The sequence below is a fragment of the Actinokineospora sp. UTMC 2448 genome (assembly GCF_024760565.1).
Lineage (GTDB): Bacteria > Actinomycetota > Actinomycetes > Mycobacteriales > Pseudonocardiaceae > Actinokineospora > Actinokineospora fastidiosa.
Genome location: NZ_CP031087.1, coordinates 5834241 through 5853980, shown reverse-complemented (window position 1 = coordinate 5853980; position 19740 = coordinate 5834241). Strand labels below are relative to the sequence as shown.

The window sequence follows — 19740 nt, the reverse complement described above, 5'->3', positions numbered from 1 at the left end:
CCACAGATGGACCTCGACCACCTGAACTCCGCAGCGACCGACCCGGCCGCCGCCATCGGCGGCGACCCGTTCGCCTCCGCCGCGCAGTCCGTCCCCGGCGCCCGCACGCGCGCGCTCGCCGGACTGTCCGCCCCCGCTCAGGGCGGAATCCAGTTCTCCTGGGTCTTCACCACGATCTCGGCCCCGAGCGCCTGATCCGGCCGGTCGGCCGCCCCGCGTCTGCGGGGCGGCCGACCCGCTGGCTCACGCCGTCCCCCGGGTGATCAGGTCGAGCTGCCCGGCCGTCAGGTCGAGGTGCTCGGCGCCGAGGTTCTCCCGCAGGTGCGCGGGCGAGGTCGTGCCCGGGATCGGCCGGACGACGGGGGAGCGGGCGAGCAGCCAGGCCAGCGCCACCGGCGCGGGCGCGACGCCGAGCTCGGCGGCCACCTTGGCCACCGCGGCGTCCGCGCGCGGGATCGGCCGCCACGGGACGAAATCGACGCCGGTGGCCGCGCAGTGGTCCAGCACCGGCTGCCACGTGCGGTCGTCCGAGCTGTACTTGTTCTGCACGGCGCTGATCGCGACGATCTCCCGTGCCGCCTCCAGCGTCGGGACGTCCACTTCCGACAGTCCGATCCGGTCGATCTTGCCTTCCTCGCGCAGGCGGGCCAGGGCGCCGACCTGGTCGGCCAGCGGGACGGCCGGGTCGACGCGGTGCAGGTAGAACAGATCGATCCGCTCGACCCGCAGGCGGCGCAGGCTCAGCTCGGCCTGCTGGCGCAGGTACTCGGGCCTGCCGAGCGGCACCCACTCGCCCGGTCCCGGCCTGCTCTGCCCCGCCTTCGTCGCCACCGTGACGCCCGCGTACGGGTGCAGCGCGTCGGCGATCAGCTCCTCGTTCGCGCCCAGCCCGTAGGAGTCCGCGGTGTCGATCAGGTCGACGCCCAGGTCCACCGCCAGCCGGAGCAGGGCCACGGCGGCGTCGCGGTCCCGCGGCGGGCCCCAGCCGCGGTCGGTGAGGTGCAGCGCGCCGAATCCCAGTCTCGATGTCATGCCGCCAGCCTCGCGCGCCCTCGACGGGACCTCCACAAATTTAGTCACGACTAAACTCTCGCGCGTGCTCCGGCTGTCCTTCACCGCCCGCGACGTGGCACTGACCCGCTTCGCGGTCTCCCCGCTGTGGGAGGTCGTGGCCAGCGTCCGCGCGCTGCGCAGGCCGGACGTGCACACCGTCCACCGGCCGTGGGCCCGTGCCGTCGCGCCCCGCCTGGCGGGCGTGGACTGGTCGCTGCTGGCCGCGCTCGTGCCCGACCGGCGCATCCCCGGCTTCGTCGCCCCGCCCCCGGCCACGCCGGTCCCCGACCTGACCGTCGAACTGGCCGGCCTGCGCGCCACCCCGCCCGATGTCGTCCGCGCTGGCCTGCCCGACGACCCGGCGCTGGCCGCCGTCCGCGACGACCCGCCCACCGGGCTGGACCGGCTGTGCGCGCAGATTCAGGCGTACTTCGACACCGCGCTCGCCCCCTACTGGCCGCGCATCCGCACCCTGGTCGAGGGCGACGTGCTGCGCCGCGCCCGCCTCCTCGCCGAGGGCGGCGCGCAGGCGCTGCTCAACGACATCGACCCGAGCGTGCGCTGGGCGGACGACGAGCTGTCCGTCGACCACCGGGCCGCGTCCGGCTCGCTGCGGCTGCGCGGGCGCGGCCTGCTGCTGGTGCCGTCGGTGTTCGTCTGGCCCAGGGTGTTCACCCTGGTCGCCCCGCCGTGGCAGCCCACCCTGCGCTACCCGCCCCGCGGCGTGGCGACCCTGTGGGAGCGCGGTGAGGACCGCCCCCGGCGCGGACTCGCGGGCGTCATCGGCCGCTCCCGCGCGCGGATCCTGTCTGAACTGGACATACCACTATCCACAACAGACTTGGCTGCCCGCACCGGGATCACGGCAGGCGCCGTGTCCCAGCACCTGACCGCGCTCCGCAACGCCGGGCTGGTGGCGGGCCACCGAGCGGGCAGGCACGTCCGCTACGCCCGCACGGAGGCGGCGGAGGCCCTGCTTGCGGCCGAAGCGGTCAGTGGAGGGCGCTGACCCGGGCGACCCGGTCCAGCCACCATGTGGTGCGGTCGTCGGCGGCGGGCCAGTCCACGGTGGGCGCAGGCGCCGTGCGGAGGACGGGGACGAAGCCGTCGACCGGGCGCAGCGGCTCGGGCACGACATCGCCGGTGAGCAGTGCCAGGGTTCCCACGCCGCAGGCGAAGTCCAGTGACGGCAGCGCGCCCGCGAGCGCGATCTCGGCGGCCAGCCCCACGCTGGTCTCCAGCGCCGAGGACACCACGCACGGCAGCCCGCACGCCTCCGCGACGGCCAGCGCCCGTCGCACGCCGCCCAGCGGCGCGCACTTCAGCACCGCCACGTCCGCCGCCCCGGCGACGGCGACCCGGAGCGGGTCTTCGGCCCGGCGGATCGACTCGTCGGCGGCGATCCGCACGTCCACCCGGCGGCGGACGGCGGCCAGCTCCTCGACCGTGCGGCAGGGCTGCTCGACGTACTCCAGCCCGCGCGCGGCCCGGTCCAGCTCCCGGATGCGGCGAACGGCGGTGTCGACGTCCCACGCGGCGTTGGCGTCGACCCGGACCCGCGCCACCGCGTCCCGCACCGCCTCCACCCTGGCGACGTCCTCCGCCGCCGAGTCGGGGTGGTCGGCCACCTTCACCTTCGCCGTGCCGCAGCCGGACGCCGCAGCCAGCTCGTGGGCGCGCTCCGGCGACACCGCCGGGATGATGCAGTTGACCGGGACCCGCTCGCGCACCGGCTCCGGCCAGCCGACCTCGGCGGCCTCCACCGCGGCCGCCCACCACGCTGCGGACTCCCGGTCGTCGTACTCGGGGAAGGGGCAGAACTCGCCCCATCCGGCAGGCCCGGACAGCAGCACGCCCTCGCGCACGTCGACGCGGCGGAACCGGGTGCGCAGCGGGATCGAGTAGACCTTCACAGAGCGGCCGCGCGCTCGGCGCGCCTGGCGAACACCGCGTCGCGCTTCTCGGCCATCTCCAGCAGCGCCCTGCGGCGGACCTTCGCGGGCAGCCGGTCGAGGTAGAGGTGCCCGTTGACGTGGTCGGTCTCGTGCTGCAGGCACCGGGCGAAGTAGCCGCGGCCCTCCACCGTGATCGGGTTGCCGTGCATGTCCTGACCGTGCACGACGGCGTGGTCCGGCCGGGCGACGGGGATGGACGGGCCGGGCACGGACAGGCAGCCCTCCCGCTCCTCGACCAGCCTGCGCGCCCCGGTCTCGGCCAGCACCGGGTTGCAGACGTGCCCGACGTGGCGGGCGCCGGTCTCGTCGAGGCAGTCGTAGACGAACAGCCGCAGGTCGACGTCGACCTGGTTGGCCGCGAGACCGGCACCCTCGGCGACCTTCATGGTGACAAACATGTCGTCGATGAGCCGCTCCAGCTCGGGCGTGCCGAACTCGACGACGTCCCGGCACGGCCGGTGCAGGACGTCCTCCCCGACGACGGTGATGCGCAGAACCTGGGCCATGGTGGCAAGTTATCATCTGGGACATTCGTACTAGTACATACGTACAGGAGTGGTCCGTGGCCTTCGTCCTGCTCGGGGTGGCGATCGTCTTCGAGGTGCTCGCGACGAGCCTGCTCAAGTCCACCGACGGCTTCTCCCGGCCGTGGCCCACGGTGTCCTGCCTGGCCGCGTACGCGGTCGCGTTCCTCGCGTTGGCGCTGGCGATCCAGCGCGGCCTGCAGGTCGGCGTCGGCTACGCGATCTGGTCCGGCCTCGGCACCACGCTGATCGTCATCATCGGCGCGCTGATGCTGCGGGAACCGGTGACGCCCGCCACGCTGGCGGGCATCGCCCTGGTGGTGTCCGGTGTGGTCGTGCTGAACCTGAGCGGGGCGCACTGATGGCGCGCGACCCGGAGGGCAGGCGGCTGCGCATCCTGGAGGCCGCCTGCGCGCTGATCGCCGAGACCGGGGTCGGCGCGCTGACCCACCGCGCCGTCGCCGCCCGCGCCGGGGTCCCGGTCGGCGCGACGACGTACTACTTCGCCACGCTCGACGAGCTGGCCACCTCCGCGATCGCGCACGCCGCCGAGCTGGCCGCCGGGGAGGCACGCCTCTGGCAGGAGGCGATCGCCGCCGCCGAGGACGTGCCCGCGACGGTCGCCGCGCTGATCGCCGACTACCTCGCCGACCACCGGCCGTGGAGCCTAATCGAGCACGAGCTGTACGTCGCCGCCGCGCACCGCCCCGAACTGCGGCCCATGGCCATCGCGTGGAGCGACGGGACGACGGCGGCGCTGAGCCCGCGCGTGGGCCCGGCCGCCGCCCGTGCCGTGACGGTGTTCCTGGACGGCGTCATGCTCGACGCGCTCGTCCGCGACGCGCCCGTGGACGCGGACTTCCTCGCCCGCGCCGTGGCCGCGCTGATGGGACTCGACTGAGGCTCACCCGGTCCGCGTCCGCTCCAGCAGGGCGGTCAGCGCGCCGTCGGCGCCGAGCGCGCGGTCGCAGAGCGCGGCCAGCGCCGGATTCGGCCGGGCCCTGCCGTTCTCGACTTTGCTCAGGTAGCCCTTGGTGAAGTACACGGCCGCGCCGAGCGAGGCCAGCGACATTCCTTTCGACTGGCGCAGGCGGCGCAGTTCTTCTCCGAATTCCATCAGCGGTCCCCGTACGTGTCGAAATTGTGCTCCGGTCGCCGGGTGCGTCGACTCGGCGACCGGAGCGGTGGGCAGGTCGGCCATTTCAGCCCAGCAGCACGGCGAGCAGGCCGGTCAGGACGAGAATGACGTGGGTGTGCATGGTGGTCCGCTCCTGTCGAGGCAGTGGACCGCGCCGATCGATCTCGGGTCGACGGGCAGCTCGGTTGCGGTGGCCGCGGTGGCCTGGTACCCGGTGAGCAGCCCGGCCGCGAAGCCTGCCAGCAGCATCCAGAACCCAAGCCGCACCGCGAACGAGAACGAGAACAAGACCTTCACCGCGACCCCCGTTGACTGGTCGATTCAATTCGCCGCGAGTCCTTTGTGGCGATGACGTCGGTGTGATTCCGACACCACAAGAATGACTCGCCGCGAAATGTCGCGGCAGATGTTTCCCGTTGTCAGAGCGGATGGAAACAGGGAAACGCCCGGCGGACGTGCGCGGATGCGGAAACGCCGTCGCGGTGGGCGGCGATACAATCTCCGGCACCGGTTCGAGAGGTGGGCGATGGACGCTGGAATCGCGGGACTGATCGACGACCTCAAGGCGGTGCGCCGCGGATACGGGGTGCACGCGCCGGATCTGGCGACGCGGGTCGGCCCCGCGCTCGCCCGGGTCTGCGCCGTCGCCGAGACGGACGCCCCGGGTCTGCGCAGACACAAGGTGATCAGCACGCTCACCGAGCTGACCGACCGGCTGCCCGACTCGCCCCGGGCCATCGGCCGGATCGCGTTCGGTTTGGACGGTGGCGGCCATGAGCGCTACACCGACCGCGTCTCGCGCATCGCGGGCATGATCGACCGCGACGCCCGCACCGCGCAGCGCCGCGTGGACGACGTGATCGCCCAGATCGCCGAGTCGGCGGCCTCTGCGGTGCCGCGCCAGTCCCGCCGCGACGACCTGGACTGGCACACCGCCTCCGTCAAGGTCGTGGTCGCGCTGCACCTGCCGGTCGCCGAGGTGATCGAGACCCGGCGGGTGGTCAGCCACCGGGCCGGGCTGTCCGAAGTGGACCACTCGGTGTCGGTGGCCAGGGTGCCCGGCGCGTCCGGCCCGCCGTCGCTGGCCGACCTCGGGGTCGACCTGCTGTACGGGGGCGTGCTGCACTCACCCGAGCTGATCACCGCGACGCGCGTGCGCCTGCGGCTGCGCCTGCCCCAGCCGCTCGGCCAGGGCGATGGCCACGAGTTCTCGTTCCGCATCCGACTTCCTCAGGGACTCGCGCCGTTCTACGTGTGCACGCCCATGGCCCCCTGCGACCGCTTCGAGCTGACCGTCGGGTTCGGCGCGGGGCGGGCCCCGGGGCGGATCTGGCTGATCGACGACGAGTTCGCGCTCGACGCCGGGGAGGACGTGCCGGGCCGTCCGCTGGTGGAGGCCGACGCGGCCGGGCAGGCGCGGGCGGTGTTCACCAACCTGGCCACGCAGCGCTCGTACGGCCTCGGCTGGGCCCCTCACGACGACGGCGCCTGACCGGTCGGCGGCGGGGGCGCTGCCTGGACCGCGGCGGGGCCGGGCGCGAGCAGGCCCAGCGCGGCCACGGCGGCCAGCACCCCGCCGATCCGGCCGCGGCGGGCGTCGACGGGCTGCGGCGGCTCGGGCAGCCGGGGTCCGGCGGGCAGGCCCGCGAGGCTGTCGGTGATCGCCGCGAGCCGGTGCGCGGTCTCGGCGGCGGTGGGTCTTCGCCTGGGGTTCCTGGCCAGCAGCGCGGCGATCACCGACCACAGCGCGTCGGGCACGCCGCCGGGGCGCGAGGGCAGCAGGTGGACGAGGTCCGTGGCGCCGCGCCCGGCCAGCGGGGGCACGCCGCAGCAGAGCTCGTAGAGCACGACGCCCAAGGCGTAGAGGTCGGCGGGCGGGCCGACGGGGGCGCGCAGCGGTATCTCCGGCGCGGTGTACTGCGGGCTGTTGAGCAGCACGGCGTCCGGGCCGTCGGCGGCCAGCAGGAGCGGCACGACGCAGTGCCCGGTCAGCCGGACGCGCTCGCCGTCGACCAGCACGTTCTCCGGTTTGACGGCCAGGTGCGCGAACCGGCGGCGGTGCAGGTCGCTCAGCGCGGCGGCGATCCGCGCCCCGGTCGCGGCCACCCCCGCGGGCGGCAGCGGCCCCCGGACCGCCAGCCGCCCGCGCAGGGACTGCCCCTCGGCCAGGTCCATGACCAGCCCGGCGACCTCCCCGTCGCAGAAGCTGTCCCAGACGGCGACCAGGTGGTCCCCGCCGACCCCGTGGACCCGGCCGACCAGCTCGCGCAGCAGGCGCCCGGTCCCCGGCCGGGCGGCGAGGTCGCGGCGCAACAGCTTCACCGCGACCTCAGCGGGCACGCCGTCGCCGCGAACCGCGCCGACGACCTCTCCCATCGGCCCCACGCCCAGCCGCCCGGTCACCCGGTACCGGTCCTGCCACCGCATAGCTGGTGCCCCATTTCCCAACGCCCGCTGCACTGTCGTCAAGCACAGCGCGGGGGAGGGGGTGCGGGGAACGTCAGCGGTTGGACAGAAACGTGACAGTCGGTCGGGTGTTCAGCGGGTGTCGGGTGCGGGGGCGTCGGGTGGTCAGGCCTTGAGCTTGGCCAGGCGCTGGGGGGTGGGCCAGCGGACGTCGGTCACCCAGCCGAGCTTCTCCATGAGCCAGATCAGGCGGGCGGAGATGTCGATCTCGAAGCGGCGGACGCCGTGGCGGGCGCAGGTGGGGTCGGCGTGGTGGAGGTTGTGCCAGGCCTCGCCCATCGAGAGGACGGCCAGCGGCCAGAAGTTGGTGGCCTTGTCGCGCGACTTGAACGGGCGCTCGCCGACCATGTGGCAGATCGAGTTCACCGACCAGGTGACGTGGTGCAGGAACGAGACGCGGACCAGGCCCGCCCAGAAGAACGCGGTCACCGCGCCCCACAGCGACCAGGTCAGCAGGCCGCCGAGCACGGCGGGGGCGAGCAGGGTGACCGCGGTCCAGAGGCCGAACTGGCGGTGCACGCGGCGGATGTCGTCGTCGGCGAGGAGGTCGGGGGCGAAGCGCTCGGCGTTGGTGAGGTCGCGGTCGAAGACCCAGCCCATGTGCGCGTGCCAGAAGCCCTTGACCAGCGCGGCGGGCGAGGTGCCGAACGCCCACGGCGAGTGCGGGTCGCCCGCGCGGTCGGCGAAGGCGTGGTGGCGGCGGTGGTCGGCGACCCAGTGCATGATCGGCCCCTGCAGCGCCATGCTCCCCACGATCGCCAACCCGACCCGGACCGCACGCGGCGCCTTGAACGCGCCGTGGGTGAAGTAGCGGTGGAAGCCGACGGTGACGCCCAGGCAGGTCACGGTGTAGAAGAACGCGGCCAGCCCGATGTCCACCCACCCGAGCCCCCACCCCCAGGCGAACGGCACGGCGGCGATCAGGGCGACGAACGGGACCAGGATGAACAGGTAGGTCCCGACCTGCGGCCACGTCCCACGCGGCGCGCCGAGAATCGGCTTGGGACCGGTGCGGGCGGACCCGTCATCGGCGACGGACACGGACATGAGGCGGCTCCCTCGGGGGACATTGGGTCGGAAAACGGGCAGAACCGGGGCAAGCAAACCAGCCGCCGCCCCCGCCTCCAAGTTCCCTCCCCCCTCCCGCCCGAACCGTCCACCGCGATTAACCCCCTCCATACCGGTCGGTGGGGCCGAGGTCACATCCCGCCACAGTCAGATGATGCGACCATATGACGCGATCATCCGAATATGCCCGCGTCTGAGATGCTCACACCATCTGAATGACCGCTCAGATGACCCCGCCATCCGAAACTCGCCCCCGACCGGCATAGTCGCACCATCTGAACGACTGGCCAGATGGTGTCGCCATCCGAAAGTGGCCCCGAGCGGAGATGATCAGGTCATCCGAGGCGCGCTCAGATGATGACATCATCCAGAATGGCGTCTCCGCTAACATGATCAGACCATCTGGAGAGCGTCCAGATGATGCTGCCATCCGAAATCGCACGCAGCTCGCACGGCTGGCCCTGCGCGGCTGGCGGTACGAACCGTGGGGTCCCGGTGTGAACCCCGGGCGGCCGGGCGGTGCGAACCCCGGGCAGGCGGGCGGTGTGGAGTCTGGGCGGCCGGGCGGTGTGGGCAACCGCGAGTGGCCCATCCGCACCGCCACGCCGCCGGTGCTGCCCACGAAGCTCGGGCACGAGGGCACTGCGCGCGACTCCATCGTCGGCCCCGCTTGCGCGGTTCGGCCGGTGGGTCGGCATGATCCGATCATCTGGGTGGCGGGTCAGATGATGTGATCATTTGGGCTGTCGCGGGACTCGCATGATCAGGGCATGTGAGTGGCGCGTCAGATGACGTTGTCATCTGGGGGTCGGATGGGCTGATCATCTGGAACGGGGGTCAGGCGGATTCGCGGGGGACCAGTTCGGTGGGGAGGACCACGGGGTCGCCGGGGGGTTGGCCGCCTATTTGGAGGAGGAGGAGTTCCGTCATGGTGCGCGCCTGGTCGACGACCGGTTGGCGGATCGTGGTGAGGGCGGGTTCGGTGTGTTGGGCTAGTTCGATGTCGTCGTAGCCCACCAGGGCGACGTCCTCCGGCACGCGCCGACCGGCGGCTCGGAGGGTGCGGAGGGCGCCGATGGCCATCATGTCGTTCGCGGCGAACACGGCGTCCGGGTTGTGGTCGAGGAGGGTCGCCATCGCTGCCTCGCCGGAGGCTCGGGTGAAGTCGCCGAAGGCGACGGGGCCCGCGTCGCGGCCTGCGCGGGCCAGGGCGCGGTGGTAGCCGGTGAGGCGGTCGGCGGCGGCCGTCATGTCCGGCGGACCGGCGATGTGCGCGATCCGCGACCGGCCCGCCGCCACCAAGCGCTCGGTGGCCAGTTGGGCGCCGCCCACGTTGTCGGTGTCGACGTACACCAGCCCGGGGATCGGGCGCTCCGGCCGACCCCCGACCACCACCGGCACGCGGGCCTGCACGAGCAGCTGCGGCAGCGGGTCGTCGGCGTGCATGGACGCCAACAGCACCCCGTCGACGTGGCCGCTGCGGACGTACTCGCCGACCCGCTGGTGCTCGGCGTCGTTCTGGGCGTTCACCAGCACCAGCTGCACGCCCGTGCCCACCAGCGCCTGGCTCGTCGCGATGATCACCGCGGACAGGTACGGGTCGGCGAGCACGGTGGCGTCGGCCTCGCGCAGCACCAGCGCCACCGAGTCCGTGCGCCGCGACGCCAGGCTGCGGGCCGCCCGGTTGGGCACGTAGCCCAGCCGGGCGATGGTGTCCTCGACCAGGTCCCGGGCCTCCGGCGACACCCGGGGCGAGCCGTTGATCACCCGGGACACGGTCGCCCTGGACACCCCCGCCGCAGCGGCGACGGTGTCCAGGGTGGGCTGCCGTTCGGTCGTCATGTGCCGTTCGCTTTGATCACCTCGCGGTACCAGTGCGCGCTGTCCTTCCAGACCCGCCGCTGGGTCGCGTAGTCCACGTGAACGATACCGAAACGCTTGGCATAGCCGTAGGACCACTCGAAGTTGTCCACGAGCGACCAGACGAAGTAGCCGCGCAGGTCCGCCCCCGCGGTGATCGCCTCGTGCACCGCGCCGACGTGCGAGCGCAGGTACTCCACCCGCGACGGGTCGGACACGGCTCCGTCCACGACGGTGTCCGGGAACGCCGCGCCGTTCTCGGTGACCATGAGCGGCACCTCGTACTCGCGGTGCACCCCGACCAGCAGGTCGGTGAGCCCGCCGGGATCGATGCCCCAGTCCATCTCCGTCACCGGCCCGGTCACCGGGGCGAAGCGCACGTGCTCGCTGCCCGGCCACGGCGACGGCTCGACCCGCGGGCCGAACCCCTCGACCACGGCGGTCGAGTAGTAATTGATCCCCAGCACGTCGATCGGCGCGCCGATCGCGGCCTCGTCGCCGTCGCGGACGAACGACCAGTCGGTGACCGCCAGGGTGTCCAGCATCAGGTCGTCGGGGTAGCCGCCGCGGAACAGCGGGCCGAGGAAGACCCGGTTGCCGACCGCGTCGATGCGCCGGGCCGCCTCGACCGCGTCGGCGGAGTCGTCGGCGGGCGAGACCGCGTGCGGGTTGAGCGCGATGGACACCTGCGCGTCCGAGGGCAGCGCTGCCCGCAGCGCCTGCACACCCCACCCGTGGGCGAGGTTGAGGTGGTGCGCCGCCGCGAGCGCGGCCGCGCCGTCGGTGCGGCCGGGGGCGTGCAGGCCGCTGCCGTAGCCGAGGAACGCCGAGCACCACGGCTCGTTCAACGTCGTCCACAGTGGAACGCGGTCGCCGAGCCGAGCCGCCACGACCGCCGCGTAGTCGGCGAAGCGCGCCGCGGTGTCCCGGGCCGTCCACCCGCCCGCGTCCTCCAGCTCCTGCGGCAGGTCCCAGTGGTAGAGCGTCAGCACCGGCATGATGCCGTGGCCGAGCAGCTCGTCGACCAGGCTCGCGTAGAAGTCCAGGTCGCCTGCCAGCACGCGCGGCCAGGACACCGAGAACCGGTACGCCTTCAGCCCGATGTCGGCCATGAGCGCCACGTCCGAGCGGAACCGCCGGTAGTGGTCGACCGCCACGTCCCCGGTGTCGCCGTTGTCCACCTTGCCCGGGGTGTGCGAGAACGTGTCCCAGATGGACGGACCACGCCCCTCGACCGCCCCCTCGACCTGGTAGGCCGCCGTGGCCGCGCCCCACAGGAACCCCTCCGGAAACCTCATCCCTTCACCGCTCCCTGCATGATCCCTCCGATGATCTGGCGCCCGAGCAGCAGGAACACGATCACCATCGGGAAGGTGGCGATCACCGTCCCCGCGAGCACCAGCGAGTAGTCGACCTCGATGCCGCCCGCGGTGTTGGCGATGGCCACCTGCACCGTCGGGTTCTGCGTGTTGAGCAGGATCAGCGGCCAGAACAGGTCGTTCCAATAGGTGATGAACGTCAGCAGCCCCAGCACGGCCGCGCCCGGCCGGGCCAGCGGCAGCACGACGTTCCAGTAGATGCGCCACGTGCTGGCGCCGTCGAGCCTGCCCGCCTCCAGCAACTCGTGCGACACCGCGCTTGAGAGGTACTGGCGCATGAAGAACACGCCGAACGCGGTCACCAGCGCGGGCACGATCACCCCGCGCAGGTCGTTCGCCCAGCCGAACCACTGCGTCACCATGATGTAGAGCGGGATGATCGCGAGCTGGGTCGGCACCAGCATGGTCGCCACCACCGCGCCGAACAGCGCGTCGCGGCCGCGGAAGCGCAGCTTGGCGAAGGCGAACCCGGCCAGCGTCGAGGTGAGCACCACCGACACCGTGATCGTGCCCGCGACGATGGTGGAGTTCAGCAGCGCCAGCCCGAAGTTGCCCTGCTCGTAGGCGGCGACGACGTTGTCCCACAGGTTCCCGCCCGGCACCAGCGGCGGCGGGTAGCTGCCCACCGACTGCTGGTCGCGCGAGGAGACCACGATGGACCAGTAGAGCGGGAACACCGAGACCAGCACGATCCCGATCAGCAGCGCGTACGTCGGCCAGCGCGCTCCGGATGCCCTCATGTCCACCTCACTCCGACGACCGGATGCGCCGGACGACCAGGAAGTTGATCAGCACGATCACCACGGTGATCACGAACAGCGTCCACGCGATCGCCGCGCCGTAGCCGTAGCGGCCGTTGGTCCAGAACTGCTGGTACAGGTAGAGGACCACGGTCTGGAACTGCCGCTCCGACCCGCCGTTGTGGTTGCGCGTCGTGTCGAACAGGAACGGCTCGGCGAACAGCTGCAGCGCGCCCACGGTGGACACGATCACCGTGAAGATGATCGTCGGCCGCAGGCTCGGGATGGTGATCGACCAGAACTGCCGCCACTTGCCCGCGCCGTCGATGGCCGCCGACTCGTACAGCTCGTACGGGATCGTCTGCATGGCCGCCAGGTAGATCAGCGCGTTGTAGCCGGTCCAGTGCCAGGTCACCATGGCAGAGACCGCGAACCAGCTCGCCGCCGTGCTCGCCCGCCAGTCGATCGGGGCGTCGGTGAACGGCGACAGCAGCCAGTTCAGCAGGCCGAAGTCGCGGGCGAAGATCTGGTTGAAGATCAGCGCCACCGCCGCGACCGAGGTCACGTACGGCACCAGCACGCCCATCCGCAGCGCCAGACGCCCGCGCAGCTTGTAGTTGAGCAGGTGCGCGATGCCCAGGGCGAACAGCAGCTGCGGGACGGTCGCGAACACCCCGATGCCCAGGGTGTTCACCAGCGCGTTCCAGAAGTTGTCGTCGCCGAGCAGGGCGCTGTAGTTGTCCAGGCCGACCGAGACGTCCTCGCTGCCGGGCCGCCGCGTGTTCCACGCCGTGGTGGAGATCAGCGCCGTGTAGGCCAGCGGGAGGACCCCGAAGACCCCGAACAGCAGGAAGAACGGCGCCACGTACGCGTACGGCGAGCCCTTGACGTCCCACCGGTACAGCCGGGACCGCCACACCGCCCGGCGGTCGGATGGTTCCGCGAGCCGCCGCCGGTCGACCGACGACGGCTCGCGGAGCGCGGTGCGACTCATCCCGTCCCTGCCGCCGCTTCGATGTCCGACATCGCCTTGGCCCACGCCTCGTCGGGGTCGCCGCCCTGCTCGACGCTGTTGAGCGCGACGGCGAACGTGCTGCCGATGACGCCGCTCTGCGGCCCCACGACCTGGACGGGCGCGTCGGCCAGCGACGCGGGGAAGATCTCGCCCGCGGGGGCGTTGTTGAAGAACGGCGCGCTGAAGTCCTTGACCTCCGGCTGCTCCCACGTGCCGCGCTGGCTGGGGAAGTTGCCGATCTTCTGGAACAGCTTGACCGCCTGCTCCGGCGCGGTCAGCCACTTGGCCAGCTCCACGGCCGCCGCGGTGTTCCTGCCCTGGCTCGGGACGGTCACGTAGGAGCCGCCCCAGTTGCCCGACCCGCCGGGGATCCGGGCGATGTCCCACTTGCCCTCGGTGTCGGCGGCGTTGGACTTGATGTAGCCCATCATCCAGGCCGGGCAGGTGATCGTGGCGAACTGGCCCTGCTGGAAGCCGGTGTTCCACTCGGGGGTGAACTCCGGCAGCGCTGCCGACTGGCCGGACTTGATCGCCCTGGCCGTCAGGTCCCACGCGGCCTTGACCGCCGGGTTCTCAGCGACGATCAGGTCGCCGTTGGCGTTGTAGAAGGTCTCCTTCTCGTTGCCCAGGACGCCGGTGAACACGTGCCCGCCCGCGTCGAACCACCTGGCCTTGTCCGGCGCCTTGCTCAGGAACCGGTCGCCGGTGGCGACGTAGTCCTCCCAGGTGGGCCACAGCCGGGAGACCTCGTCGCGGTCGGTCGGCAGGCCGGCGGCCTTGAACAGGTCGGCGCGGTAGCACATGGCCAGGCCGCCGATGTCGGTCGGCAGGCCGATCAGCGCGGAGCCGTCCGGGGTGGACGCCCTGGCCAGGGTCGCGTCGGTCCACGCCGCGGTGTCGACGCCCTGGTCGCGGAAGTTGACGAACTTGTCGGTCTGCCCGACATAGCCCGCGACCTGGCCGACCTCGATGAGCTCCAGGTCGGCGGCCCCGGTGCCCGCGGTCAGGCGGGCCTGCAGGTTCTGGTGGTGGGTGCCGAAGTCGCTGCGGTTCTCAATGATCTTGACGTTGGGGTGCAGCCGCTCGTACTCGTCGTAGAGGGAGCGGTCGTCGGGGAGCGAGAAGTTGTCCCCGAAGACGTTGACGGTCAGCGTGACGGGGGCGTTGGGGTCGCCGCCCGACCCCTGGTCCCCGCCGCCCGAGCACGCCGTGAGGACCAGGCCGCCGATCAGCAGCCCGGCCGCGGCGCGCGTGCGTCCTGCTCTGCGCATTCCGTGCCTCCTGAAGCGCCGTGAGAGCGGTCTCACGGCTGGGTTGATCGTGAAACTGGGGAGAAAGGGGGGCGGGCCCCGCCGTGGGACCGGCGGCGGGGCCCGCCGGGATCAGCGGGCGAAGGTGAACCAGTTGACGTTGACGAAGTCGGCGGGCTGGCCGCTGGTGAACGTCAGGTACACGTCGTGCACCCCGGTGACGCCGCCGATGTTGGCCGGGATGGTCCGCCAGCTCTGCCAGCCGCCGGTGTTGCCGACGGCGAAGCTGCCGATCGGCGCGCTGGTGCGGCTGTCCAGCCGCACCTCGACCAGGCCGGACACCCCGCCGCCAGCGCCGGAGGCGACCCGGGCGCTGAACTGGCGGGCGGGGGTCGAGCCGAAGTCGACGCCCCGGTAGAGCGCCCAGTCGCCGTTGGCGAGCCAGCCGATGTTCTGGCCGCCGCCGGTGTCGCTCGTCGTCTCGACCTCGACGCCGCTCTGCTGCTGGAACGACTCCGCCTGGATGGTCGAGTACGCGCTGCCGCCGTCACCCGGCGGCGGGGTCGTCGTGGGCGGCTGGGTGCCGCCGCCGCGGGTGTAGACCGCGACGTAGTCGACGACCATCGGGTGACCGGGCACGGTCGCCGCGGTCGGGGTCGGGCTGCCCTGCACGCCGTCGGGGAAGGCGCCGCCCATGGCGACGTTGAGCAGGATGAAGTAGCCGGCGTGGTTGGTCATGTTCGCCCACGACGTCGCGTCCATCTGGCTCTGCGTCACCCGGTGGTACTCCTGGCCGTCGACGTACCAGCGCAGCTGGTTCGGCGAGACGCTGGTGTCCCACTCGAAGCGGTAGGTGTGGAAGGCGCTCTGGCAGGTCGCGCCCGGGCAGGCGCGGCTGCCGCCGAGGCCGGAGAACTCGTTGCACGGCCCGCCGGGCGCGACGCCGCAGTGCAGCACGCCCCACACGGTGTTGAGGCCGTTGACGTTCTCCATCACGTCGAACTCGCCGATGCCCGGCCAGTTCCAGTAGTTGCCGCGGTAGGGCGCGCCCAGTGCCCAGAACGCGGGCCAGTACCCGAGCGCGGCCTGGCCGGTCACGTTGGGCATCTGGATGCGGCCCTCGATGGCCATGACGCCGCCGGACGGCGGCCGGAAGTCCGACCGCTGGGTCTCGATCCGCGCCGACGTCCAGTTGCCCGCGCTGTCGCGCCGGGGCGTGATCCGCAGGTTGCCCGCGCCGTCGAGGGCGAGGTTCTGCGTGCTGTCGGTGTAGTTCTGGATCTCGCCGGTGCCCCAGTTGGCGGGGCCGCCGGGGTAGCCGTGGCCGAGGTCGATGATCCAGTTCTGCGCCGACGGCAGGGTGTTGGCAGGTCCGGTGAAGTCGTCGCTCCAGGCCAGTGACCACCCGCTGGGCGGGGGCGGCACCTGGGCCTGGGCGGTCAGGGTGACGGGGATGGTGACCAGCGCGACGACGGCGCCGATCGCCACCGGTAAACGCTTGCGATGCAGGGTGGGCACGGGCGTGACCTCCTTGTCGACCCGAGTCCTTCGACGGTTTGTTGTCCGGGGGAACAAACTTGAGAATCGATGTAAGCGCTCTCACGGACACTTGTCAATGATTCGGACGAAAGGATCACGACCTGGCTGCGCTGGTGATCCGCGCGGTCACGGACCGTCGTCGCGCGTCATCCGGTCGTGGTGGGCAGGGGAACCCGACTGGCGCTGTCCCGGGCGGCGGCGTCCGGGGGAACCTGGTGATCCATTCGGCGGAAGGAGCGGCGATGGCCAGTCTGTTGCAGCGGGGCAAGGTGTCCGCGGTGTTCCGGGCGATGGACGCCGACGGGGACGGGTGCCTCACCGAGTACGACTTCCGGTCGATCGCCCAGCGGTGGGGCCGGTTGGGCGGCGCGGCGCCCCAGGACCGGGAGCGGGTCACCGCGATCATGTTGAGCTGGTGGGCGACCGTGGCCAGCGGGTACGACGCCGACGGCGACGACCGGGTGACCGTGGACGAGGTCCTGGCCGTCGTCGACCGGCTGCCCGCCATGCTCGACGCCGTCGCCGCGACCGCGTCGGCCATGTTCGACGCGGTGGACGCCGACCACGACGACCTGATCTCCGCGGCCGAGTACCGCACCCTCATCGAGATCTGGAACGGCAGGCGCACCGACACCGACTCCGTCTTCGACATCCTCGACGGGGACGGCGACGGCCACCTCAGCCGCGAGGAGTTCATCGAGCTGTGGACGCAGTTCTGGGCGGGTGACGACCCGACCGCCCCCGGCAACTGGGTCTTCGGCCGCTTCGCCCTGCCCGCCTGAGCGGAATGCGAACCGCCGCGGCGCCAGCAGGCGCCGCGGCGGCCCTCTCCTCCCGTGTTCGCTCAGTACCCGGCGCAGGCGTTCAACACGGCCGCGGCCTGGGAAGTGCGCTCCTGCAGCCACTCGACGGGAGTGGCGAAGTCGTCGAGGCTGACGTTGCCCAGCATGGTGGCGACGCCGTCGATGGCCTCGCTCACGGTGACGTCCCCGGCCTGGGCGGCCAGGGCGGACAGCTCCCGCGCCGCGCCCCGGCTCTGCTCGACCGCGGTCGCCGGGTCGGTGGACGGGATGAAATCGATGGCGCCGATCGCCTGCACGCACACCTGGGCCGTGGTCAGCGCCCGATCGGCGGCGTTGACGGTGTCGGCGGCCTGCTGGATCTCCGCGCACCCGGTGAGCAGCGCCAACCCGGCGACAGCTGCGACAACGGAACCAACTCGACGCATCGTGCGACCCTCCGGCCTAGAGCGACCGAAGGTCTCCCCACCGCCTGCGAGGACGGCGTTCGGGCCGGACAGGTGCGGACCTGACGTAGTGACGACCACGAACCGGGCGGGTACTCCCCTTCGCGAGGTCAGGATACCGGTCGCGAAGATCGGCTGTCCAGCGTTGCCCCGTCCGCGAGCGATCCTCGACAATGGTGCCGAGGGGGAGACCATGCCGCTCGCACCGACCGCGGACGACGTCCTCGCGGGGCACGACCTGACCGGCCACCACGCCCTCGTCACCGGGGGCACCGGCGGCATCGGCGCGGAGACCGCCAAGGCGCTCGCGAAGGCGGGCGCCGACGTGCTGATCACCGGCCGCGACCCGGTCAAGGGCGCGGCCGCCGCGGCCAGCATGGGCGTGGCCTTCGCCCGGCTCGACCTCGCCGACCCGGACTCCATCGCCGCCTTCGCCGTGCCCCGCCCGGTCACCATGCTCATCCTCAACGCGGGCCTGCTCACCAACGCGCTCGTCCGCACCAAGGCGGGCTTCGAGCCGCACTTCGGGGTCAACCACCTCGGCCACTTCGCCCTGGCCGCGCGCGTCCCGCTGCGGGAGGCGCGGGTCGTCGTGCTCTCCTCCCGCGCGCACCGCAGGGCCGACATCGACTTCGACGACCCGGACTGGCGCAGCCGCGCCTACGACCCCTGGCGCGCCTACGGCCAGTCCAAGACGGCCAACGCCCTGTTCGCCCTGGAGTTCGACCGCCGCACCGAGCACACCGCGACCGCCGTGCTGCCCGGGCTGGTGCTCACCGACATCGTCCGCGACCTCACCCCCGCGCAGCTGAGCGCGCAGGGGTGGGACGGGCGGGGACCGGGCTGGCGGACCGCGGCGCAGGCCGCGGCCAGCACGGTCTGGGCGGCGGTCACCCCCGGTCTGGGCGGGCGGATCGTGGCCGACTGCGCGCCGACCGAGCCGTGGCCGACCGGGCACGACCTGCCCGACGGCCACCACGCGGCGTACGCGGCCGACCCGGAGCGGGCGGCGCGGCTGTGGGAGCTGTCCGAGCGGCTACTGCCAGACCGCGCCCGCTGACGCCTCGGCGTCGAGCAGGTCCAGCAGCGCCTCGTCGATGTCGGGCAGCGACCACACCAGGTGGCGCACGCCGGTCTCGACCATGTGCTCGCGCTGGAAGCTGTGCGGGTGGTCGTTGGGCAGGCCGATGAACCCGACGCCGATGTCCTTGGCGAACTCGGCGAAGCGGTTGACGTCGTCGACGAACAGGGCCTGGCCGGGCGTGACGCCGTAGTAGTCGACGATCTCGGCGATGCCGGGCCGGAAGTCGTTGGTGCTGATGTACTCCGGCTGGGCGAAGCGGTCCCGCCACGGGCCGAGGAAGTCGTCGAACGCGGCGCGGTCCATGCCGCCGTAGCAGATCAGCGTGGCGCCCTTCTCGCGCAGCAGGTCGATCAGCTCGCCCGCGCCCTTGGCCAGGAACATCGGGTGGTCGGCCAGATAGCGCTCGCGCTCGGCGAAGAACGCCTCGACGGCCTGCCGCCACGTCCACGGCCGCCGGACGGCCGAGGCCAGGATCGCGCCCGCGACCTCGCGCGGCTGCGAGAGGATCAGGCGTTCGAGGTCGGCGGTGTACTCCACGCCGTGCGCGGTCAGCAGCCGGTGGATGACCGGGCTGAACGTGTCGGGCAGCAGGACGCCGTCAAGATTGAGACACACCAACTTCAACTGCTGGAACCGCATGGGGGCCTCCGGGGAGCTGGGCTGGCGGAACCGTGCCGGATGGGGAGAAGGCGGCCAGGCGCCACGGCGGCACCAGACCGGGCAGCGCTATGCGCCACATGTCGGTCACCCGCTCGTGCACGTCGGCGCGGCCGGTGAGGACCTCGGACTGGATCTGGATGCCGAGGAACGACCCGGAGATCCAGGTGGCCACCACGTTGGGGTCCAGTCCCTTGTGCAGGTCGCCCCGGTGCAGCGCGGCCTCGACGTGCCTGCGCGCCACGCCGATCCAGCGCAGGTACGGCTCGGGCCGGGGAGCGACGAAGCTGCCGGTCTCCACCGTCAGCCGCACACTGGCGCGGACGCGCACGTTGGTCTGCAGCGCGTGCGCGAGCTGGTGGGTGAGGTCGATGATCTGCTGAAGGCCCAGCGACTCCGGGTCGGTGGGCGTGTCGTCGACGCTGAACTGCTCGTCGACCAGCGCGTGCGCCAGCTCCTCCTTGGAGGAGAAGTGGAAGTAGAACGCGCCCTTGGTGACCCCCGCCGTCGCCAGGATCCCGGAGAGCCGGGCGCCCTGGAAGCCGTGCTGGTCGATGACCTCGGCGGCGGCGTCGAGGATCTGGGTACGGGTCCGCTCCGCCCGTTGCTGTTGTGCCACTGCTGCTGTGCCCCTTCCGTGAGCGGTGCGGTAGAGGTTCCCGCAGGGGCCGATCCTGACAGCAAACCGACCGAAAAGAAACCGCCTGGTAGGTTTGTTTCCGGAGATTGTGATGGTGGTCACCTGTTCGACTGGTGCTCGCAGCCT

The 19740-nt window shown here is 72.2% G+C and carries 23 protein-coding genes; 8 read left to right on the top strand and 15 right to left on the bottom strand.

The window, feature by feature from the left end; all coding sequences use genetic code 11:
- Positions 1-6 precede the first annotated feature (6 nt).
- Entirely contained in the window at positions 7-195 is a 189-nt protein-coding gene (locus Actkin_RS26670) for a hypothetical protein (RefSeq protein WP_258904681.1), read from the top strand.
- Positions 196-243: 48 nt separating this feature from the next.
- Here Actkin_RS26670 and Actkin_RS26665 read toward each other — a convergent pair whose 3' ends face one another.
- Positions 244-1032 (bottom strand): aldo/keto reductase, encoded by a 789-nt coding sequence (locus tag Actkin_RS26665; protein WP_258904680.1) that lies wholly within the window; start codon positions 1030-1032, stop codon positions 244-246.
- A 64-nt stretch (positions 1033-1096) separates the two neighbouring features.
- On the opposite strand from Actkin_RS26665, the gene Actkin_RS26660 reads away from it, so the two are divergent.
- Positions 1097-2062: an ArsR/SmtB family transcription factor gene (locus Actkin_RS26660; RefSeq protein ID WP_258904679.1), complete on the top strand. Its 966-nt coding sequence runs from the start codon at positions 1097-1099 to the stop codon at positions 2060-2062.
- On the opposite strand, the gene Actkin_RS26655 is transcribed toward Actkin_RS26660, so the two are convergent.
- Both Actkin_RS26655 and def read right to left on the bottom strand, forming a co-directional pair.
- Positions 2046-2966 carry an o-succinylbenzoate synthase gene (locus tag Actkin_RS26655; RefSeq protein WP_258904678.1) on the bottom strand — a complete coding sequence of 307 codons (921 nt, stop codon included), beginning with the start codon at positions 2964-2966 and terminating at the stop codon, positions 2046-2048. The two genes, Actkin_RS26660 and Actkin_RS26655, sit on opposite strands and share 17 nt — an antisense overlap.
- Positions 2963-3514: a peptide deformylase gene (def, locus tag Actkin_RS26650; protein WP_258904677.1), complete on the bottom strand. Its 552-nt coding sequence runs from the start codon at positions 3512-3514 to the stop codon at positions 2963-2965. Before def ends, Actkin_RS26655 begins: the two co-directional genes overlap by 4 nt.
- A 56-nt stretch (positions 3515-3570) precedes the next feature.
- Between def and Actkin_RS26645 the strand changes: the two genes are divergently transcribed.
- Both Actkin_RS26645 and Actkin_RS26640 read left to right on the top strand, forming a co-directional pair.
- Positions 3571-3894 (top strand): DMT family transporter, encoded by a 324-nt coding sequence (locus tag Actkin_RS26645; protein ID WP_189213998.1) that lies wholly within the window; start codon positions 3571-3573, stop codon positions 3892-3894.
- Complete coding sequence (locus Actkin_RS26640; protein WP_189213999.1) at positions 3894-4433, top strand: TetR/AcrR family transcriptional regulator; 540 nt, start codon at positions 3894-3896, stop codon at positions 4431-4433. The genes Actkin_RS26645 and Actkin_RS26640 overlap by 1 nt, the downstream gene beginning before the upstream one ends.
- Positions 4434-4436: 3 nt before the next feature.
- Here Actkin_RS26640 and Actkin_RS26635 read toward each other — a convergent pair whose 3' ends face one another.
- Complete coding sequence (locus Actkin_RS26635; RefSeq protein ID WP_229787722.1) at positions 4437-4649, bottom strand: helix-turn-helix domain-containing protein; 213 nt, start codon at positions 4647-4649, stop codon at positions 4437-4439.
- A gap of 67 nt (positions 4650-4716) precedes the next feature.
- Here Actkin_RS26635 and Actkin_RS26630 point away from each other — a divergent pair, with 67 nt between their 5' ends.
- Together Actkin_RS26630 and Actkin_RS26625 are read left to right on the top strand one after the other, a co-directional pair.
- Entirely contained in the window at positions 4717-5022 is a 306-nt protein-coding gene (locus Actkin_RS26630) for a hypothetical protein (protein ID WP_189214000.1), read from the top strand.
- 174 nt (positions 5023-5196) lie between these two features.
- Positions 5197-6162: a hypothetical protein gene (locus Actkin_RS26625; protein WP_189214001.1), complete on the top strand. Its 966-nt coding sequence runs from the start codon at positions 5197-5199 to the stop codon at positions 6160-6162.
- Here the strand turns inward: Actkin_RS26625 and Actkin_RS26620 are convergent.
- From Actkin_RS26620 to Actkin_RS26585, 8 genes are all read right to left on the bottom strand, one after another.
- On the bottom strand, positions 6144-7097 hold the full coding sequence (locus Actkin_RS26620) for a protein kinase domain-containing protein (protein ID WP_189214002.1): 954 nt from the start codon (positions 7095-7097) through the stop codon (positions 6144-6146). The genes Actkin_RS26625 and Actkin_RS26620 overlap by 19 nt on opposite strands.
- 144 nt (positions 7098-7241) lie before the next feature.
- A complete protein-coding gene (locus tag Actkin_RS26615; RefSeq protein ID WP_189214003.1) occupies positions 7242-8183 on the bottom strand; it encodes an acyl-CoA desaturase in 942 nt (313 codons plus the stop codon).
- An 858-nt stretch (positions 8184-9041) separates the two neighbouring features.
- Positions 9042-10046, bottom strand: a complete 1005-nt coding sequence (locus Actkin_RS26610; protein ID WP_189214004.1) for a LacI family DNA-binding transcriptional regulator — start codon at positions 10044-10046, stop codon at positions 9042-9044.
- Positions 10043-11362: a GH1 family beta-glucosidase gene (locus Actkin_RS26605; protein ID WP_258904676.1), complete on the bottom strand. Its 1320-nt coding sequence runs from the start codon at positions 11360-11362 to the stop codon at positions 10043-10045. Before Actkin_RS26605 ends, Actkin_RS26610 begins: the two co-directional genes overlap by 4 nt.
- Positions 11359-12183 carry a carbohydrate ABC transporter permease gene (locus Actkin_RS26600; RefSeq protein WP_189214006.1) on the bottom strand — a complete coding sequence of 275 codons (825 nt, stop codon included), beginning with the start codon at positions 12181-12183 and terminating at the stop codon, positions 11359-11361. The genes Actkin_RS26605 and Actkin_RS26600 overlap by 4 nt, the downstream gene beginning before the upstream one ends.
- 7 nt (positions 12184-12190) lie before the next feature.
- A complete protein-coding gene (locus Actkin_RS26595) occupies positions 12191-13177 on the bottom strand; it encodes a carbohydrate ABC transporter permease (RefSeq protein WP_189214007.1) in 987 nt (328 codons plus the stop codon).
- Positions 13174-14469 (bottom strand): ABC transporter substrate-binding protein, encoded by a 1296-nt coding sequence (locus Actkin_RS26590; RefSeq protein WP_258904675.1) that lies wholly within the window; start codon positions 14467-14469, stop codon positions 13174-13176. The genes Actkin_RS26595 and Actkin_RS26590 overlap by 4 nt, the downstream gene beginning before the upstream one ends.
- Positions 14470-14580: 111 nt before the next feature.
- Positions 14581-15936 (bottom strand): glycoside hydrolase family 16 protein, encoded by a 1356-nt coding sequence (locus Actkin_RS26585; protein WP_258904674.1) that lies wholly within the window; start codon positions 15934-15936, stop codon positions 14581-14583.
- Positions 15937-16229: 293 nt separating this feature from the next.
- Here Actkin_RS26585 and Actkin_RS26580 point away from each other — a divergent pair, with 293 nt between their 5' ends.
- Positions 16230-16769, top strand: coding sequence for an EF-hand domain-containing protein (locus tag Actkin_RS26580; RefSeq protein ID WP_189214010.1), 540 nt, complete (start codon positions 16230-16232; stop codon positions 16767-16769).
- A 62-nt stretch (positions 16770-16831) separates the two neighbouring features.
- Here Actkin_RS26580 and Actkin_RS26575 read toward each other — a convergent pair whose 3' ends face one another.
- On the bottom strand, positions 16832-17215 hold the full coding sequence (locus Actkin_RS26575) for a bacteriophage spanin2 family protein (protein ID WP_258904673.1): 384 nt from the start codon (positions 17213-17215) through the stop codon (positions 16832-16834).
- A gap of 211 nt (positions 17216-17426) precedes the next feature.
- On the opposite strand from Actkin_RS26575, the gene Actkin_RS26570 reads away from it, so the two are divergent.
- Positions 17427-18293, top strand: a complete 867-nt coding sequence (locus Actkin_RS26570; protein WP_258904672.1) for an SDR family NAD(P)-dependent oxidoreductase — start codon at positions 17427-17429, stop codon at positions 18291-18293.
- Here the strand turns inward: Actkin_RS26570 and Actkin_RS26565 are convergent.
- On the bottom strand, positions 18270-18956 hold the full coding sequence (locus Actkin_RS26565; protein WP_258904671.1) for an HAD family hydrolase: 687 nt from the start codon (positions 18954-18956) through the stop codon (positions 18270-18272). The genes Actkin_RS26570 and Actkin_RS26565 overlap by 24 nt on opposite strands.
- Positions 18916-19593, bottom strand: coding sequence for a ScbR family autoregulator-binding transcription factor (locus Actkin_RS26560; protein WP_189214014.1), 678 nt, complete (start codon positions 19591-19593; stop codon positions 18916-18918). The genes Actkin_RS26565 and Actkin_RS26560 overlap by 41 nt, the downstream gene beginning before the upstream one ends.
- Positions 19594-19740: the final 147 nt, after the last annotated feature.

Bases quoted from the DNA above. Each gene is read 5' to 3' on its own strand.
- Actkin_RS26610 (WP_189214004.1), bottom strand. From the start codon at position 10,046: ATGACGACCGAACGGCAGCCCACCCTGGACACCGTCGCCGCTGCGGCG.
- Actkin_RS26625 (WP_189214001.1), top strand. From the start codon at position 5,197: ATGGACGCTGGAATCGCGGGACTGATCGACGACCTCAAGGCGGTGCGC.
- def (WP_258904677.1), bottom strand. From the start codon at position 3,514: ATGGCCCAGGTTCTGCGCATCACCGTCGTCGGGGAGGACGTCCTGCAC.
- Actkin_RS26580 (WP_189214010.1), top strand. From the start codon at position 16,230: ATGGCCAGTCTGTTGCAGCGGGGCAAGGTGTCCGCGGTGTTCCGGGCG.
- Actkin_RS26595 (WP_189214007.1), bottom strand. From the start codon at position 13,177: ATGAGTCGCACCGCGCTCCGCGAGCCGTCGTCGGTCGACCGGCGGCGG.
- Actkin_RS26590 (WP_258904675.1), bottom strand. From the start codon at position 14,469: ATGCGCAGAGCAGGACGCACGCGCGCCGCGGCCGGGCTGCTGATCGGC.
- Actkin_RS26570 (WP_258904672.1), top strand. From the start codon at position 17,427: ATGCCGCTCGCACCGACCGCGGACGACGTCCTCGCGGGGCACGACCTG.
- Actkin_RS26600 (WP_189214006.1), bottom strand. From the start codon at position 12,183: ATGAGGGCATCCGGAGCGCGCTGGCCGACGTACGCGCTGCTGATCGGG.
- Actkin_RS26665 (WP_258904680.1), bottom strand. From the start codon at position 1,032: ATGACATCGAGACTGGGATTCGGCGCGCTGCACCTCACCGACCGCGGC.
- Actkin_RS26670 (WP_258904681.1), top strand. From the start codon at position 7: ATGGACCTCGACCACCTGAACTCCGCAGCGACCGACCCGGCCGCCGCC.
- Actkin_RS26565 (WP_258904671.1), bottom strand. From the start codon at position 18,956: ATGCGGTTCCAGCAGTTGAAGTTGGTGTGTCTCAATCTTGACGGCGTC.
- Actkin_RS26605 (WP_258904676.1), bottom strand. From the start codon at position 11,362: ATGAGGTTTCCGGAGGGGTTCCTGTGGGGCGCGGCCACGGCGGCCTAC.
- Actkin_RS26640 (WP_189213999.1), top strand. From the start codon at position 3,894: ATGGCGCGCGACCCGGAGGGCAGGCGGCTGCGCATCCTGGAGGCCGCC.
- Actkin_RS26635 (WP_229787722.1), bottom strand. From the start codon at position 4,649: ATGGAATTCGGAGAAGAACTGCGCCGCCTGCGCCAGTCGAAAGGAATG.
- Actkin_RS26615 (WP_189214003.1), bottom strand. From the start codon at position 8,183: ATGTCCGTGTCCGTCGCCGATGACGGGTCCGCCCGCACCGGTCCCAAG.
- Actkin_RS26620 (WP_189214002.1), bottom strand. From the start codon at position 7,097: ATGCGGTGGCAGGACCGGTACCGGGTGACCGGGCGGCTGGGCGTGGGG.
- Actkin_RS26575 (WP_258904673.1), bottom strand. From the start codon at position 17,215: ATGCGTCGAGTTGGTTCCGTTGTCGCAGCTGTCGCCGGGTTGGCGCTG.